This window comes from Variovorax ureilyticus, assembly GCF_037889935.1.
Taxonomy (GTDB): Bacteria; Pseudomonadota; Gammaproteobacteria; order Burkholderiales; family Burkholderiaceae_C; genus Variovorax; species Variovorax ureilyticus.
In genome coordinates, this window is record NZ_JBBKZU010000001.1 from 393,605 (window position 1) to 410,731 (window position 17,127).

Genomic DNA, 17,127 nt, shown 5'->3' on the forward strand with positions numbered 1-17,127 from the left:
CAGTGGTTACGCCGCCACGAGCTTGGCGTGCATTTCCTGCACCGAGATCACGTCGAGTTCGTCCATGTGGCGCATGCCTTCGACGGCCGCTTCGGCGCCGAAGATCGTCGTGAACGTCGTGACGCGGGCCAGCAGCGCCGAGGTGCGGATCTGACGCGAGTCGGCAATGGCGTTGCGGCGCTCTTCCACCGTGTTGATGACCAGCGCAATCTCGTTGTTCTTGATCATGTCGACGATGTGCGGACGCCCTTCGGTCACCTTGTTGACCACCGCGCAGGTGATGCCCGCCGCGCTGATCGCCCCCGCGGTTCCCTTGGTCGCGATGAGTTCGAAGCCGAGCGCCGCCAGGCCGCGGGCCACTTCGACCGCACGCGGCTTGTCGTTGTTCTTCACCGAGATGAAGACACGGCCGGACTTCGGCAGGTGCGTGCCGGCGCCGAGCTGCGACTTCACGAAGGCTTCGCCGAAGGTCTTGCCCACGCCCATGACTTCGCCGGTCGACTTCATTTCGGGGCCGAGGATGGTGTCCACGCCCGGGAACTTCACGAACGGGAACACCGCTTCCTTGACGCTGAAGTACGGCGGCGTGACTTCCTTCGTGACGCCCTGCGACGCCAGCGACTGGCCAGCCATGCAGCGCGCAGCCACCTTCGCCAGCTGGATGCCGGTCGCCTTGCTCACGTAGGGCACGGTGCGCGAAGCACGCGGATTCACCTCGAGGACGTAGATCACGTCCTGCCCTTCCTTCTCCTGGATCGCGAACTGCACGTTCATGAGGCCGACCACGTTCAGCGCCTTGGCCATCGCGGCGCTCTGGCGCTTGAGTTCTGCAACGGTTTCGGCTTTCAGGCTGTAAGGCGGCAGCGAGCACGCGGAGTCGCCCGAGTGCACGCCGGCCTGCTCGATGTGCTCCATGACGCCGCCGATCAAGGTCGCGCCGTCCGCATCGCGCAGGCAATCCACGTCGCACTCGGTCGCGTCGTTGAGGAAGCGATCGAGCAGCACCGGCGAATCATTGCTGACCTTCACCGCCTCGCGCATGTAGCGCTCGAGGTCGCGCTGCTCGTGCACGATTTCCATCGCGCGGCCGCCGAGCACATAGCTCGGACGCACCACCAGCGGGTAGCCCAGTTCGGACGCCTTTTCGAGCGCTTCCGCCTCGGTGCGCGCCGTGGCGTTCGGCGGCTGGCGCAGCTTCAGCTCGTGCAGCAGCTTCTGGAAGCGCTCGCGATCTTCGGCCGCGTCGATCATGTCCGGCGAGGTGCCGATGATCGGCACGCCGTTGGCCTCCAGATCGAGCGCCAGCTTGAGCGGCGTCTGGCCGCCGTACTGCACGATCACGCCGGTCGGCTTTTCCTTGTCGACGATCTCGAGCACGTCTTCGAGCGTCAGCGGCTCGAAGTAGAGCCGGTCGCTGGTGTCGTAGTCGGTCGAGACGGTCTCTGGATTGCAGTTGACCATGATGGTCTCGTAGCCATCCTCGCGCATCGCGAGTGCGGCATGCACGCAGCAGTAGTCGAACTCGATGCCCTGCCCGATGCGGTTGGGACCGCCGCCGAGCACCATGATCTTCTTCTTCGAGGTCGGCTCGGCTTCGCACTCGTCCTCGTAGGTCGAGTACATGTAGGCCGTGTTGGTGGCGAACTCCGCGGCGCAGGTGTCGACGCGCTTGAAGGCCGGACGCACGCCCAGCGCGCGGCGCTTCTCGCGGATCGCGGTGTCGGTGGTCTTGAGCTGGCGCGCGAGGCGGCGGTCGGAGAAGCCCTTCTTCTTCAGCGCCAGCAGCGTGTCGCGGTCGATGTCGTCGAGCGACTTGGTCTCGAGTTCGAGTTCGATCTTGACGATCTCTTCGATCTGCACGAGGAACCAGGGATCGATCTTCGTCAGCGCATGCACTTCGTCGACGCTCATGCCCTTCGCAAACGCATCGCCGACGTACCAGATGCGGTCCGGGCCGGGCTCGCCGAGTTCCTTTTCGAGGACTTCGCGGTCCTGCGTCTTCTCGTTGAGGCCGTCGACGCCCACTTCGAGGCCGCGCAGCGCCTTCTGGAACGACTCCTGGAAGGTGCGGCCCATGGCCATCACTTCGCCGACCGACTTCATCTGCGTCGTCAGGCGCGAATCGGCCTGCGGGAACTTCTCGAAAGCGAAGCGCGGGATCTTGGTGACCACGTAATCGATGCTCGGCTCGAAGCTCGCCGGCGTGGCGCCGCCGGTGATCTCGTTGCGCAGCTCGTCGAGCGTGTAGCCCACGGCCAGCTTGGCCGCCACCTTGGCGATCGGGAAGCCGGTGGCCTTCGACGCCAATGCGGACGAACGCGACACGCGCGGGTTCATCTCGATGACGATCATGCGGCCGTCCTTCGGATTGACCGAGAACTGGACATTCGAGCCGCCGGTGTCGACCCCGATCTCGCGCAGCACCGCCAGCGAGGCGTTGCGCATGATCTGGTATTCCTTGTCGGTCAGCGTCTGCGCCGGCGCGACGGTGATCGAGTCGCCGGTGTGCACGCCCATCGGGTCGAGGTTCTCGATCGAGCAGACGATGATGCAGTTGTCGGCCTTGTCGCGCACGACTTCCATCTCGTACTCTTTCCAGCCGAGCAGCGATTCCTCGATCAGCAGTTCGTTGGTCGGCGAGGCCTCGAGCCCGCGCTTGCAGATGATCTCGAACTCTTCCGGGTTGTAGGCAATGCCGCCGCCGGTGCCGCCGAGCGTGAAGCTCGGACGGATCACGGTCGGGAAGCCGACGTTCTTCTGCACCGCCCAGGCTTCGTCCATGGAGTGCGCGATGCCCGAGCGCGCAGAGCCCAGGCCGATCTTGGTCATCGCGTCCTTGAACTTCAGGCGGTCCTCGGCCTTGTCGATGGCTTCCGGCGTGGCGCCGATGAGCTCGACCTTGTACTTGTCGAGTACGCCGTTGCGCCAGAGGTCGAGCGCGCAGTTCAGCGCGGTCTGTCCGCCCATGGTGGGCAGGATCGCATCCGGACGCTCCTTGGCGATGATCTTCTCGACCGTCTGCCAGGTGATCGGCTCGATGTAGGTCACATCCGCCGTGGCCGGGTCGGTCATGATCGTCGCGGGGTTGCTGTTGATCAGGATGACCTTGTAGCCCTCCTCGCGCAGCGCCTTGCACGCCTGCACGCCGGAGTAGTCGAACTCGCAGGCCTGGCCGATGATGATCGGGCCGGCGCCGATGATGAGGATGCTCTTCAGGTCTGTGCGCTTAGGCATTCTTCTGTCCCTCTTTGTGCGTTTGCATGAGTGCCGTGAAGCGGTCGAACAGGTAGCCGATGTCGTGCGGACCGGGCGAAGCTTCCGGGTGGCCCTGGAAGCAGAATGCCGGCTTGTCGGTGCGGGCGAGGCCCTGCAGCGTGTTGTCGAACAGGCTCACGTGGGTCGGACGCAGGTTGGCCGGCAGGCTCTTCTCGTCGACGGCGAAGCCGTGGTTCTGGCTGGTGATGCTCACGCGGCCGTTGTCGAGGTCCTTCACAGGGTGGTTCGCGCCGTGATGGCCGAACTTCATCTTGAAGGTCTTCGCACCTGAGGCCAGCGCCATGATCTGGTGACCGAGGCAGATGCCGAACACCGGGATGCCGGTTTCGATGAGCTGGCGCGTCGATTCGATGGCGTAGTCGCAGGGTTCCGGATCGCCCGGGCCGTTGGCCAGGAAGATGCCGTCCGGACGCAGCTTCAGCACGTCGGCAGCCGGCGTCTGCGCGGGCACGACCGTGATGCGCGCACCGCGCTGCGCCAGCATGCGCAGGATGTTCTTCTTGACGCCGTAGTCGAACGCGACGACGTGGAATCGGGGCGTGATCTGCACGCCGTATCCCGAGCCGAGCTTCCACTCGGTCTGGGTCCACTCATAGGTTTCCTTGACCGACACGACCTTGGCCAGGTCCAGCCCGGCCATGCTCGGAGCCGCCTTCGCGGCAGCGACGGCCTTGTCGATCAGAGCCTGGGTGACCGCCTCACCTTCGGCGAGGCCGAGGATGCAGCCGTTCTGCGCGCCCTTGGTGCGCAGATGGCGGGTGAGCTTGCGGGTATCGATGTTGGCAATGGCAACCGTCTTGCCTCGCACCAGATACTCGTTCAGGGTTTCGGACTTGCGGAAGTTCGACGCGACGCGCGGCAGGTCCTTGATGATGAGGCCTGCGGCATGGATCTTGTCGGCCTCGATGTCTTCCTCGTTGACGCCGTAATTGCCGATGTGCGGATACGTGAGCGTCACGATCTGCTGGCAATAGCTCGGGTCGGTCAGGATTTCCTGGTAACCGGTCATTGCGGTGTTGAACACCACTTCGCCGGTCGTGGCGCCGGTGGCGCCGATCGAGTTGCCGAGAAAGACCGTGCCGTCTGCAAGCGCCAGGATGGCGGACGGGAATTTTCCCTTGAGAGACAAAAGCACTGGGATCTCCGGATGGATGACGCCCAAAGCGAACCCAAGATGTGACTCGCGGGTCGCGACTTTCGTCGAGGAGTTGGCTTGCGTGCGCTGAGGGCGGGGTATGTTCGGGAAAGCCCTTGATTATAGCCGGCGCGAAGTCACGACTTTGCCCCTACAGCGCTTGCGTGCAAGCAAATTGCGGCTGCCGCAGCGACATTCAGGGACTCTTCGCCGCCCGGCTGCGCGATTCTCATGTGCCTGGCCGCCCGTGCCTCCAGTTCGGCCGAAACGCCCTGCCCTTCGTGCCCCATGAGCCAGGCGCAGGGATACGGCAATTCGGCCCGGTGCAGCCAGTCGCCGCGATGCGAACTCGTCGCGACGCAGGGGACCTGAAGCGCATCGAGCGCGGCGATCTCGACACCCTCGATCAGCCTGAGCCCGAAATGCGCCCCCATTCCAGCGCGCAGCACCTTTGGTGACCACAGCGCGGCGGTCCCTTTCAAGGCGATCACCTGTTTGAATCCGAACGCCGCGGCGCTGCGCAGGATGGAGCCGACGTTCCCGGCGTCCTGCAGGCGGTCGAGAACCACGGTGGGCGCATGGGATTCGACCTGGGGACGCTCCGGCAGGTCGAGCACGAATCCCATGTGCGCGGGCGATTCGAGCCCGCTGATACCGGCCATGAGCGCGTCCGCGACGATGACCGTCTTGTCGGCCGCATCGGCCCATTCCACACGCACGGACGGCCAGATCGATTCCGTGAACAACGCGATCGAGGCCCGAACGCCCCGCTCGCGGGCAGCCCTGCAGAGATGGTCTCCCTCGAGCCAGATTCGTCCGGCCTTGCGGTAGGCGCCGGGCTCGTGCGAGAGCTTCCGCAATTCCTTGAGGAGCGGGTTGTCGCGCGAAGTGACGTGAGCCGGCTCGGACGTCATGGCGCGATCCGGATCTCGACATCCGTGGTCCGCAGCATGACCTCGCCGACCATCGGGATCCCCGCCGCCCCGCCCGAATCGCGCGCCAGCACGGCCGCAACCGGACTGAACGATCTCCGGTGGTGCACGCACGCGCCATGACGATCCAGCGCATCGAGGTGTTCGGGTGTGCCATAGCCCTTGTGGCCGGCAAAGCCGTAGTGCGGAAACTCGGCGTGCAGTTGCTCGCAGAGCCGGTCGCGGTACACCTTCGCGAGGATCGAGGCCGCCGAGATCGCCTTGATACGCGCATCACCCTTGACGACAGCCTCCGCCAGGACATCCAGTGTCGGCAGCCGGTTGCCGTCCACCAGCACCTTCGCCGGCTTGAGCCGCAGCCCTTCGACCGCCCGGCGCATCGCGAGCATGGTCGCCTGCAGGATGTTGTGCGTGTCGATCTCCTCGACGCTCGCCTGCGCGATGGAGCAGCACAGCGCCTTGGCGAGGATCTGGTCGTTGAGCTTTTCACGCTGCCGGGCGGTCAGCGTTTTCGAGTCGGCCAGGCCGCGGATCGGTCGCTGGTCGTCCAGGATCACCGCCGCAGCGACGACCGGCCCCGCCAGGGGTCCGCGGCCCGCCTCGTCGACACCAGCCATCAGGCCCGGCGCATCCCAGCACAGCCTGGCTTGCTCAGCCTTCAAGAACTTTCTGGATCGCATCGGCACACAGTGTCGGCGTATCGCGCAGCAATTCGGTATGCATGGCGCAAAAACGTTGTTGCAAGGCGTGAATCTTCTCGGGAGCGTCGAGCCAATCGAGCGTGGCCTTGGCCAGCGCCTGCGGCGTTGCCCGGTCCTGCAGCACCTCGGGCACGAGGAATTCACCCGCAAGAATGTTGGGCAGGCCGACCCAGGGCTGAAGCTGCTTGTGGCGCATGATCAGGTTCCAGGTCAGCGAATTCATGTGATACGAGATCACCATCGGCCGCTTGAAGAGCGCCGCCTCGAGCGTGGCGGTTCCGCTCGCAATCAGGGTCACGTCGCAAGCCGCCAGCGCCGCGTGCGATTGACCATGAAGCAGCATCACTTGACCCGCCATCCCGCTGGCCTGCAAAAGTTGCTCCACTTCGGCACGAAGGGTCGGCAGCACGGGCACGATGAACTGCAGCGAAGGTCGGACCTTGCGCATGAGTGCGGCAGCAGCGAAAAACCTCGGCGCGATGTGGCGAACCTCCGAGCGGCGGCTTCCCGGCAGCAGCGCTACCACGGCGGCGTCAGCGTCCAGTCCAAGCGCAGCACGAGCCCCCGCGCGGTCCGGCACCATCGGGATGACCTTGGCGAGCGGGTGGCCGACGTACGTTGCGTCGATGCCGTGCTTGGCGAGGAGTTCGGGCTCGAACGGAAAGATGCAAAGCACGTGATCGGCCGCGGCGCGCAGTTTCACGACGCGCTCCGGCCGCCACGCCCAGATCGAAGGGCAGACGAAATGCGCCGTCTTGATACCGCTCGCGCGCAAGCCGGCCTCGAGATCGAGATTGAAATCCGGCGCATCGACGCCGATGAAGATGTCCGGGCGTTCATCGATTAGCCGGGCGCGGAGCTGGCGGCGAATTCCGGCGATCTCGGCATAGTGCCGCAGGACTTCGATGTAGCCGCGGACCGCGAGCTTTTCCTGCGGCCACCACGTCTCGAAACCGCGCGACAGCATTTGCGGGCCGCCGATCCCGACTGCCTTCAGGTCGGGCCAGCGCGCCTGCAGGCCATCGAGGAGGAGTCCTGCCAGCAGATCGCCCGATGCTTCTCCTGCGACCAGCGCGAACTGTCGCGTTGCAGCTTCGATCGTCATGTGGAAATCAGCGCGCGATGCCGCTGGCAGCACTGTCGAGGAATGCGTCCATCTGGGCCACGTCAGCGGCCGCAGCCGGCATTTCAGTGGCGAGCGCGGCAATGCCTTGGCGCGCCTCTTCGAGCGTCTTGCCCTGGCGATAGAGCAGCTTGTGTACTTCGCGAATGGCGGCAATGCGTTCGGCCGAGAAATCCCGTCGCCGCAGGCCGACGAGGTTCACGCCTCGAACAACCAAGGGATTGCCGTCCACCACCATGAACGGCGGAATGTCCTTGTTCACATGGCCCGCGAATCCCACCATGGCATGCGCCCCGATGCGCACGCGCTGCAACACCCCGACCAGCCCGCCCACGGTGGCCCAATCGCCAACCTGGACATGGCCTGCGAGCGTCACGCCATTGGCCATGGTGATCTGGCTTCCCAGCTGGCAGTCGTGCGCGATGTGCACGTAAGCCATGATCCAGTTGTCGTCGCCCACACGCGTGACGCCGGCATCCTGCACCGTGCCCAGATTGAAGGTGCAGAACTCGCGGATGGTGTTGCGATCACCGATGACGAGTTCGGTGGCCTCTCCGGCGTACTTCTTGTCCTGCGGCACCGCGCCCAGGGATGCGAACTGGAAGATCTGGTTGTCGCGGCCGATGGTGGTTCGGCCCTCGATCACGCAATGCGCGCCCACCGTGGTGCCCGCACCGATGCGCACATGCGGCCCGATCACCGCATAGGGCCCGACGCTCACGGTCGGGTCCAGTTGCGCAGCGGGGTCGATGATGGCCGTTGGATGGATCAAGGTCATGCGCGCCGCACGCTCAATTGATCTGGCGCATCGCGCACATCAGCGTGGCCTCGCACGCCAGTTCAGCACCGACGGACGCCTTGCCCTTGAACTTCGAGATGCCGGCCTTCATGCGCTCGATCTCGACTTCCAGCGTCAGTTGGTCGCCCGGCTCCACAGGACGCTTGAAACGCGCGCCGTCGATCGCTGCGAAGTAATAGATCGTGTTGTCGTCGGGCACGATGTCGAGCGAGTGGAACGAAAGCAGCGCCGCCGCCTGCGCCATCGCCTCGAGCATGAGCACGCCCGGCATCACGGGTCGATGCGGGAAGTGACCATTGAAGAACGGCTCGTTCATCGTCACGTTCTTGATCGCGGTGATGCGCTTGCCCTTCTCCATCTCGGTCACGCGATCCACAAGCAGGAACGGGTAGCGGTGAGGAAGCAGCTTGAGGATTTGATGGATATCGAGCGTCATGATTTCTTGTCCTGCATCGTCATTTTTTCCAGCGCCTTGAGGCGCTCGCGCAGACTGTGCAGTTGCTTGAGCGTGGCTGCATTCTTTTCCCAGGCGGCATTGTCGTCGATGGGAAACACGCCGGTGTAGTGGCCCGGCTTGTGAATGGATCGCGTCACCAGCGAGGTCGAGGAGATGTGCACGTGGTCCGCGATGGTCAGATGCCCGAGCACGCCTGCGCGCCCCCCGATCGTGCAATGGGCGCCGATCGTGGCACTTCCTGCGACGGCGGCGCAGCCCGCCATGGCCGTGTGCTTGCCGATGCGCACGTTGTGGCCGATCTGGATCAGGTTGTCGAGCTTGACGCCGTCTTCGATGACGGTGTCTTCGAGCGCGCCCCGGTCGATGCAAGTATTGGCACCGATCTCCACATCGTTGCCGATGCGAACGGCGCCCAGTTGCTCGATCTTGACCCAGGCACCTTCGTGCGGGGCGAGTCCGAAACCGTCGGCGCCGATCACGACACCTGGATGCAGGAGGCAGCGGTCGCCGATGATGCAATCCTCGCTCACGGTGACGCGGGACTTCAGCACCGTGTCCGCACCGATGCGCGCACCGCGCTCGACCACGCACAGCGCGCCGATGCGGGCCGTCGGGTCGATCGTGGCATCGGGATCGATGACAGCGGACGGGTGGATCAGGGCCGTGTCCGGCCTGGCGTGCGTCTTCCGCCAAAGCTGGGTGAGCCGTGCGAAATAGAGATACGGGTCGGACGCAACGATGAACGCGCCGCGCTCCGCTGCTGACTCGCGCATGGACGGCGCCACGATGACGCACCCCGCCTTCGAGGCGGCAAGTTCCTTGCGGTATTTGGGATTGCTCAGGAAGCTGATGGCATCGCGCTGCGCCGTCGCAAGCGGCGCCAGCCGCTCGATGGACTGCGCCCGATCGCCTTCGAGCTCGCCCCCGAGCGCATCAACGATTTCGCCTAGCCGGATTGCCACACCGAGATGCGGCGCTATTTGCCGCCGTTGGTAGTTGTTGCGTTCAGCGCCTTGATCACCTTCTCGGTGATGTCGTGCTTGGGATTGATGTAGATCGCCTCCTGCAGGATGGCGTCGTACTTTTCGGCCTCGGCGACCTGCTTCACCACGCGATTTGCACGTTCGTAGACCTGCTGAAGCTCTTCATTCTTGCGCGCGTTCAGGTCTTCCTGGAACTCGCGGCGGCGCCGCTGGAAGTCGCGGTCCTGTTCGACCAGCGCCCGCTGGCGGGCGATCCGCTGCGTCTCGGAGAGCGTTGGCGCTTCGCGCTCGAACTTCTCGGAAGCAGCCTTGAGCGCCTCCCCTTGCGCGGTCAGGTCCTTCTCACGCTTGAGAAACTCGGACTCCAGCTTGGCCTGCGCCGCCTTGGCAGGAAGCGCCTCGCGCAGGACGCGGTCCGGATTGACAAACCCGATACGGAAAGTTTCCTGCGCGTGCGCCGGCATCCCCACAGCCATGAGGGCCGGAAGCAACAGCGCGCCAGCGGCACGGAGCAAAGCAGTCATTAGAAGGAAGTTCCGATCTGGAATTGCAAGCGCTGAATTCTATCCTCCGGGATGAAGGTCGTCGGATCCAGCGGGTCTCCCTCGGCCTTCTGGTACTTGACAGGGAACGCATAAGCAAGACGCAGCGGCCCGAGTGGCGAGATCCAGCTGATGCCCAGGCCCACCGAAGCGCGCACTTTTTTGATTGCATCCCACTGCGCATCGGTCCAGAAACCGGCAGGCCGGTCGGCGAACACGTTACCCACGTCGAAGAAGCCGTAAAGACGCAGCGTGCGATCGTTGCCGGCGCCGGGGAACGGCGTGCTCAGTTCGGCGTTGAAGATCGCCTTCTTGGTGCCACCCAGGGCGGCTGTCTCTTGCCCCGGATAGAGCGGCTTGTCACGCGGGCCGAGAGAGTTCTGCTCGAAGCCGCGCACGGAACCCAGGCCACCCGCGTAGAAGTTCTTGAAGATCGGATACGCCTTGTTGCCATAGGCATCCGCGTAGCCGAGTTCACCATTGATCGCAAACGTGTACTGCTTGGTGATCGGGAAGAACTGCTGGTACTGGTAGTTCGCCTTGTAGTACTGCATGTCCCCGCCCGAACCCACCTCGAGGTTAGCCCGTTGCAGGCGTCCACGGGTCGGAACAAGCGCACTGTCGCGATCGTCGCGCGACCAGCCGACCGTCAGTGGAATGCCCCAAACCGAATCTTGACGGCAAGAGATGATGAATTGTCCGGTCGAATCCGTGACGCAGCCGAAGTAATCGCGATAGGACTGCGGCGTCAGCAGCGCCTGCCTGTTGCCCGGGTCGAACTTGTACTGCTCGAGGCCCACACCGAAGTAGACCGTATCCACTTCGCTGAAGGGCACGCCAAACCGGATGCTGCCCCCCTGATTGACCAGCTTGTAGTCACCGTCCTGGGTGTAGTACGGCCGGGTCGTGGTGCTGTACAGGCTGATGGCGCGGGAAATCCCGTCCTTGGTGAAGTACGGATCGACCGTGGTCAGCGAAATCGAACGGTTGTACTTGCTGGTGTTGACCTGCACACCGAGGTAGTTGCCGGAACCGAAGACGTTTTCCTGGGAGATACCGAAGGTCAGGGACACCTTTTCCGCGGTCGAGAAGCCGGCGCCCAACTGCAGCGAGCCGGTCGGCTTCTCCGCCACATTGACGACCAGGTCCACCTGGTCCGGCGAGCCCGCCACTTCCTGGGTGTCTACATTGACCTCAGTGAAGAAGCCCAGGCGATCGACGCGGTCGCGGGACAGCTTGATTCTGTCGCCGTCGTACCAGGATGCTTCGAACTGACGGAATTCCCGGCGGATGACTTCGTCCCGCGTGCGATTGTTGCCACCGATGGAGATCCGGCGGACGTACACGCGACGGCCCGGATCTGCATTCAGGGTCAGTGCGACACGGTTGTTCACACGGTCGATCTCCGGTTCCGCCTGCACGCGGGCGAAGGCGTAGCCGAACGAAGCGAAGTAGTCCGAGAAAGCCTTGATCGTCTCGTTGACCTGCTCGCCGTTATAGGGCTCGCCAGGCTGGATCGTCACGAGGGACTTGAACTCGTCCTCGCGGCCGAGGAAATTGCCCGAAAGCTTGACGCCCGAGACAACGAATTTCTGGCCTTCGGTGATGTTGACCGTGACCGACAGATCCTGCCGATCGGGCGAAATGGCAACCTGGGTCGAATCGATGTGAAACTCCAGGTAGCCGCGCGTCAGGTAGTAAGAGCGCAGCGTCTCCAGGTCGGCGTTGAGCTTGGCCCGCGAGTACTGGTTGGACTTGGTGTACCAGCTCAACCACCCACCGCTGTCCTGATCGAAGAGACTCAGAAGCGTCGACTCGCTGAAGTCCTTGTTGCCCACGATGCGCACTTCACGGATGCGCGCGGACTCGCCCTCGGTCACCGTGAAGGTCAGATTGACGCGATTGCGCTCGATCGGCGTGACCGTCGTGACGACCTGCGCGTTGTAGAGGCTGCGGCCCACGTACTGGCGCTTGAGTTCCTGTTCGGCACGATCGGCCAGCGCCTTGTCGAAAGGCCGGCCCTCCGCCAGGCCCACTTCGCGCAGCGCCTTCTGGAGCGCGGCCTTGTCGAATTCCTTCGTGCCGACGAATTCGACATCGGCGATGGTCGGCCGCTCTTCGACGATCACGACGAGCACATCGCCGTTGACGTCGATCCGCACATCCTTGAACAAACCCAGGTCGAACAACGCACGAATGGCGGCCGAACCGCGCTCGTCGTTGTATTGATCACCCACGCGAAACGGCAGCGAGGCGAAGATGGTCCCGGGCTCCACACGCTGAAGGCCTTCGACCCGAATGTCGCGAACCGTGAATGGTTCGACCGCCCAAGCCGCGGTGGCGGCAATCGCGCTGGCCACGATTGCGGCGACGCTGCGCAGGCGAAAGCGACTGAATGATTTGTTCATCTGTGAAATTGAGCCAGCGCTGAATGGGCTGGCAGATAGTTAACCAAAGAGCCGCGTGACGTCGTTGAAGAGTGCGATCGACATCATGACCAGCAGCAACGCGACACCGCCGCGCTGTAGCCGTTCCATCCATGCGTCGGAGACACCCCTGCCGGTCAGGCCCTCCCAAAGATAATACATCAGGTGCCCCCCATCGAGGACCGGCAAAGGCATCAGGTTCAGCACACCGAGACTCACGCTGATCAGCGCGAGAAAAACCAGATACTGGGTCAATCCGAGGCTCGCCGATTTGCCTGCGTAGTCGGCGATCGTGAGCGGCCCGCTCAGGTTCTTGAGCGACGCCTCGCCGATGATCATCTTGACCATCATGCGCACCGTCAGGGCCGAGACCTCCCACGTGCGGACAACACCGTTCTTGACACCCTCGACCACGCCCTGCCGCACCAGGACCATCTCGGGTGGTGCACCCACGTAGGCGCCGATGCGGCCGACCTTCGCGGCGCCTTCCTCGCGAACATCGGGAGCAACGTCGATCTTGAGCAACTGCCCCCCGCGGTCGACCTGCCAGGTCTGGCTGCGAGGCTGATCGCCATCGATCGAGGCACGTATGACTTCGCGCAACTGCTGTCCATCGACGATCGCAACGGGACCGATGGCGCGCACAACATCGCCGTTGCGAAGTCCGGCATGCTCCGCCGCGCTCTTCGCCATGACTTCGCCGATCTCGGGGCGGGTCAGCGGTGCGACGACGCCGATCTTGCGGAACATCTGCGCATCTGCGTCCTTGGCCTCGATGCGGCTAAGAGGCAACACGAGTTCGCGCGATGGGCGCCCGCCCTCGCCCGCAATCTCCAACGTCAGGTCGCGCCGGTCGAGCGCGCCTCGCGTGATGCGCCAGCGGAGGTCTTCGAACGATTGAACGTTCTCGAGGTCGCCATCGAAACCTGCCCGCGTGACGTGCTCGCCACCGCGCAGGCCCGCGGTCTCCGCAAGTGAAGCCACGACAGGTCGAGCGAGCTTGGCGACCGGTTCCTGCACGCCGATCCAGTTGACCAGCGTGTACAGCAGCACAGCCAGCAGCAGGTTGGCCAGCGGCCCGGCCGCGACGATGGCTGTGCGAGAACGTAGCCGCTGGTTGTTGAACGCGCGATGCCGCTCCTCGGGTGCGACAGGGGCTTCACGCTCGTCGAGCATCTTGACGTAGCCGCCGATCGGGAAAGCGCCGATGACGAATTCCGTGTCTTGCCCCGGATGCTGCCGCTTCGGCGTCCAGCGATAGAGGGTCGGACCGAAGCCGATCGAGAAGCGCAACACCTTCACGCCGCAAGCGACGGCCACACGGTAGTGACCGTATTCATGCACTGCGATCAAGAGGGCCAGTGCAACGATGAAGGCAACAACTGTGAGCATCGGGTGTCCCGGAGTTGGATGGCGTCAGGCTGCAAAACGCAGCGCCGCCGCATTGGCCGCGGCTCGGGCGGTCGCATCGAGCGCGAGAAGGTCCCCGAGCGACTGCGGCTTGGAGGGATGCACCACTTCCAAAGTTTCCATGTTGACCGCGTGGATCCGATCGAAGCGCAATCTGCGATCGAGGAAGGCTTCGACAGCGACTTCGTTGGCCGCGTTCAGAACCGCCGTGGTGCCGGGTGCGGCGCGGAGCGCCTGCCACGCGAGGTCAAGCCCGGGGAAAAGCTCCGCGTTGGGAGAGTCGAACGTGAGTGCGGCCATCTGGCGGAAATCGAGCCGGGTCGCGCCGCTCTCGATGCGCTCGGGCCAGGAGAGTCCGACTGCGATGGGAACCCGCATGTCGGGCGTCCCCAACTGCGCAATCACCGAGGAATCGGTGAACTGGACCATCGAGTGCACCACGCTCTGCGGATGAATCACCACCTCGATCTGCTCGGGCTGCACGCCAAAGAGATGGCGTGCTTCGATGACTTCAAGCGCCTTGTTCATCATCGTCGCCGAATCCACCGAGATCTTGCGCCCCATGACCCAGTTGGGATGGGCGCACGCTTCCTCTGGCGTGACGTGGGTCAGCGACGCGGGCAGGCGTGTGCGGAACGGCCCCCCGGAGGCGGTCAGGATGATCTTGTCGATGCGCCGAGCCCAGGTCGAGGGATCCTCTGGAAGCGACTGAAAGATCGCGGAGTGCTCGCTGTCGATCGGCAGCAAGGTCGCGCCTCCGGCGCGCACCGTGCTCATGAACAGGTCGCCGCCGACCACCAGCGCCTCCTTGTTTGCAAGCAGCAGACGCTTGCCGGCTCGGGCTGCGGCGAGGCACGGGCCCAACCCGGCGGCGCCGACGATGGCCGCCATCACGGCATCGGTTTCCTCGTGCGAAGCAATGGACTCGAGAGCACCCGCGCCCATCAGAACGCGCGTCGGCAGACCGTTCCGGACCAATTTGTCGGCGAGCAGTTCGGCATGCGCCGCGCTCGCCATGACGGCGAATTTCGGCGAGAAACGCGCGCATTGCGCGAGCATCTCATCGACCTTCGTGGCCGCGGACAGTGCAAAGACCTCGAAGCGGTCGGGATGGCGAGCGATCACGTCGAGGGTGCTGACGCCGACGGACCCCGTCGCTCCGAGCACCGTGACGCGCTGTTTGGTTGTGTTCACAAGAAAGCCAACATCATTGCAATGGGCAGCGTCGGAAGCAGCGCATCGACCCGGTCAAGTACGCCGCCATGCCCCGGCAGCAAGGCGCTGCTGTCCTTGGCGCCGGCGCTGCGCTTGATCAGCGACTCGACCAGGTCGCCGACCACGCTCATCGCCGCCAGAAATATTACGCCGATCACGAGCAACCACCAGCCTCGCTCGGCGAGCCGGGTGTACAGACTTGAGACGCTCGCCTGCAGGGCCGAATCGCTCCAGGCCCAGGCCAGGGCCAGAACGAGCACACCGGCCATGCCACCCCAGACGCCCTCCCAGCTCTTGCCTGGACTGATCGTCGGCGCCAGCTTGTTGCGCGTGAACTTGAGCCCGAACGCACGGCCGGTGAAATACGCAAAGACATCCGCCACCCATACCAGCACCAGGACGGAAAGAAGGAAGTTGATCCCGACCATCCGGGCCTGCACCGCGGCCAGCCAAGCAACCCACAACGCGAGCAGTCCGCCGACGAGGCGCAACCCCCTCGGGATGCGCGGCCATCCCGGAACCGCAGCGCGCAGCAATGCCGCGCCTCCGAGCACCCATCCAGCGCTGGCCAGGATCCACACCGGCAGCAGGGAGCTCTCGAGCAATCCCAGCCACCACGAGAGCGCGCAGAGCACGGCAATCTCGGCACCGAGAAACAGGGAGACGCGCTGACCATAGCCGTTGAGCCGCCCCCATTCCCACCCCGCGGCCGCGATCAGCGCCAGCATCACGCAGGCGAAAGGGACATGGGACGGATAGAAAAGCGCAGGCAGCAGGATCGCCAGCAGGACAACCGCGGTAATGATGCGTTGTTTGAGCATTCGCTCAGGCGGCTTGCTGATCGGGGCGCGCCGCCCGAACCTGGGCGGAGGTCTGACCGAAGCGGCGTTCTCGGTTCTGATAGGCAGCGATGGCCTCGTCCAACGCAGCCTCGTCGAACTCCGGCCACAAGCGATCGCTGAAGAACAGCTCGGCGTAGGCGCTTTGCCAGAGAAGGAAATTCGAGAGACGCTGCTCGCCGCCCGTGCGGATGAACAGATCGGGATCGGGGACGTGCGACAGCGCCATGGCCGCATCCAGGTTGGCTTCGGTCAGCGCCTCGCCGCGCGCAGCCAGTTGTGCCGCGGCGCGCGCGATGTCCCATCGCCCGCCGTAGTTGAAGCACACATTGACCACCAGGCGGCTGTTGTGAGCGGTGGCCGCCTCGGCCTGGAGAAGGCCTGCCGCGATCTTCTCGGACAACCCACTGCGCTCACCAACGAAGTGGAGCCGGACGCCGTCCTGGGTGAGCCTGGGCACCTCGCGCCCGAGGGCAACGACCATCAGGTCCATCAGCCCCGAGACCTCCTCGACGGGACGATTCCAGTTTTCGGACGAGAAGGCGAATACGGTGAGCACCGAGACGCCGCGTGCAGCACATGCCTTCACGCAGCGCCGCAAGGACTCGACACCTTGCTTGTGTCCGGCAACGCGCGGCAGAAAGCGGCGTGTCGCCCAACGGCCGTTCCCGTCCATGACGATCGCGATGTGATGGGGAACGGCGGGCGCTGCGCTCATTGTCAGACCGCCATGATTTCGGCTTCCTTGGCAACCACGAGGCGGTCGATCTCCGCGATGTGGCGATCGGTCACCTTCTGGATCTCGGCTTCGGCGCGCTTCTGATCGTCTTCGGAGGCCAGTTTTTCCTTGACCAGCTTCTTGATCGCATCGTTGGCGTCGCGACGCAGGTTGCGCGTGGCGATCTTGGCGTTCTCGCCTTCGGTACGAACGAGCTTGGTCATCTCCTTGCGGCGCTCCTCGCTCATGGGTGGCATCGGCACGCGGATCAGGTCGCCCATCGACGCCGGGTTGAGACCCAGATCGCTCTCGCGGATCGCCTTCTCGATCTTGGCGCCCATGCCCTTTTCCCAGGGCTGAACACTGATCGTGCGGGAATCGATCAGCGAGACATTCGCCACCTGCGACAGCGGCACGCTGGAGCCGTAGTAGTCGACGTGGATGGAATCGAGCAACTGGGGATTCGCACGTCCCGTGCGGATCTTGGTCAAGTTGTGCTGGAACGCCGCCAGCGATTGATTCATCTTGGCGTCAGTGGTGGTCCGGATATCTGCGATGGTCATATTCTTTC

15 protein-coding genes are annotated in these 17,127 nt (G+C 64.2%); all 15 read right to left on the minus strand.

Annotation, left to right across the window (positions count from 1 at the left end; genetic code table 11):
- Positions 1-6 precede the first annotated feature (6 nt).
- On the minus strand, positions 7-3,234 hold the full coding sequence (carB, locus tag WKW77_RS01960) for a carbamoyl-phosphate synthase large subunit (RefSeq protein ID WP_340355139.1): 3,228 nt from the start codon (positions 3,232-3,234) through the stop codon (positions 7-9).
- Positions 3,227-4,411, minus strand: a complete 1,185-nt coding sequence (gene carA, locus WKW77_RS01965) for a glutamine-hydrolyzing carbamoyl-phosphate synthase small subunit (RefSeq protein WP_340355140.1) — start codon at positions 4,409-4,411, stop codon at positions 3,227-3,229. The genes carB and carA overlap by 8 nt, the downstream gene beginning before the upstream one ends.
- Positions 4,412-4,548: 137 nt before the next feature.
- On the minus strand, positions 4,549-5,325 hold the full coding sequence (locus WKW77_RS01970) for a TrmH family RNA methyltransferase (RefSeq protein WP_340355141.1): 777 nt from the start codon (positions 5,323-5,325) through the stop codon (positions 4,549-4,551).
- Complete coding sequence (gene rnhB, locus WKW77_RS01975; protein WP_340355142.1) at positions 5,322-6,023, minus strand: ribonuclease HII; 702 nt, start codon at positions 6,021-6,023, stop codon at positions 5,322-5,324. The genes WKW77_RS01970 and rnhB overlap by 4 nt, the downstream gene beginning before the upstream one ends.
- A complete protein-coding gene (gene lpxB / locus WKW77_RS01980; protein ID WP_340355585.1) occupies positions 5,995-7,149 on the minus strand; it encodes a lipid-A-disaccharide synthase in 1,155 nt (384 codons plus the stop codon). Before lpxB ends, rnhB begins: the two co-directional genes overlap by 29 nt.
- 7 nt (positions 7,150-7,156) lie before the next feature.
- The gene (gene lpxA / locus WKW77_RS01985) at positions 7,157-7,945 is read right to left on the minus strand and encodes an acyl-ACP--UDP-N-acetylglucosamine O-acyltransferase (protein ID WP_340355143.1); all 789 of its coding nucleotides are present in this window, start codon (positions 7,943-7,945) and stop codon (positions 7,157-7,159) included.
- A gap of 13 nt (positions 7,946-7,958) precedes the next feature.
- The gene (fabZ, locus tag WKW77_RS01990; RefSeq protein WP_340355144.1) at positions 7,959-8,402 is read right to left on the minus strand and encodes a 3-hydroxyacyl-ACP dehydratase FabZ; all 444 of its coding nucleotides are present in this window, start codon (positions 8,400-8,402) and stop codon (positions 7,959-7,961) included.
- Positions 8,399-9,385 (minus strand): UDP-3-O-(3-hydroxymyristoyl)glucosamine N-acyltransferase, encoded by a 987-nt coding sequence (gene lpxD, locus WKW77_RS01995; RefSeq protein ID WP_340355145.1) that lies wholly within the window; start codon positions 9,383-9,385, stop codon positions 8,399-8,401. The genes fabZ and lpxD overlap by 4 nt, the downstream gene beginning before the upstream one ends.
- A gap of 14 nt (positions 9,386-9,399) precedes the next feature.
- Entirely contained in the window at positions 9,400-9,930 is a 531-nt protein-coding gene (locus tag WKW77_RS02000) for an OmpH/Skp family outer membrane protein (protein ID WP_088956825.1), read from the minus strand.
- Positions 9,930-12,356, minus strand: a complete 2,427-nt coding sequence (bamA, locus tag WKW77_RS02005) for an outer membrane protein assembly factor BamA (RefSeq protein ID WP_340355146.1) — start codon at positions 12,354-12,356, stop codon at positions 9,930-9,932. Before bamA ends, WKW77_RS02000 begins: the two co-directional genes overlap by 1 nt.
- A 39-nt stretch (positions 12,357-12,395) precedes the next feature.
- Positions 12,396-13,766 (minus strand): RIP metalloprotease RseP, encoded by a 1,371-nt coding sequence (rseP, locus tag WKW77_RS02010; RefSeq protein WP_340355147.1) that lies wholly within the window; start codon positions 13,764-13,766, stop codon positions 12,396-12,398.
- Between the two features lie 24 nt (positions 13,767-13,790).
- Entirely contained in the window at positions 13,791-14,978 is a 1,188-nt protein-coding gene (gene ispC, locus WKW77_RS02015; protein WP_340355148.1) for a 1-deoxy-D-xylulose-5-phosphate reductoisomerase, read from the minus strand.
- The gene (locus WKW77_RS02020; RefSeq protein ID WP_340355149.1) at positions 14,975-15,820 is read right to left on the minus strand and encodes a phosphatidate cytidylyltransferase; all 846 of its coding nucleotides are present in this window, start codon (positions 15,818-15,820) and stop codon (positions 14,975-14,977) included. The genes ispC and WKW77_RS02020 overlap by 4 nt, the downstream gene beginning before the upstream one ends.
- Before the next feature lie 4 nt (positions 15,821-15,824).
- Positions 15,825-16,556 (minus strand): polyprenyl diphosphate synthase, encoded by a 732-nt coding sequence (gene uppS, locus WKW77_RS02025; protein WP_340355150.1) that lies wholly within the window; start codon positions 16,554-16,556, stop codon positions 15,825-15,827.
- Positions 16,557-16,558: 2 nt separating this feature from the next.
- Positions 16,559-17,119: a ribosome recycling factor gene (gene frr, locus WKW77_RS02030; protein WP_340355151.1), complete on the minus strand. Its 561-nt coding sequence runs from the start codon at positions 17,117-17,119 to the stop codon at positions 16,559-16,561.
- Between the last annotated feature and the right edge of the window lie 8 nt (positions 17,120-17,127).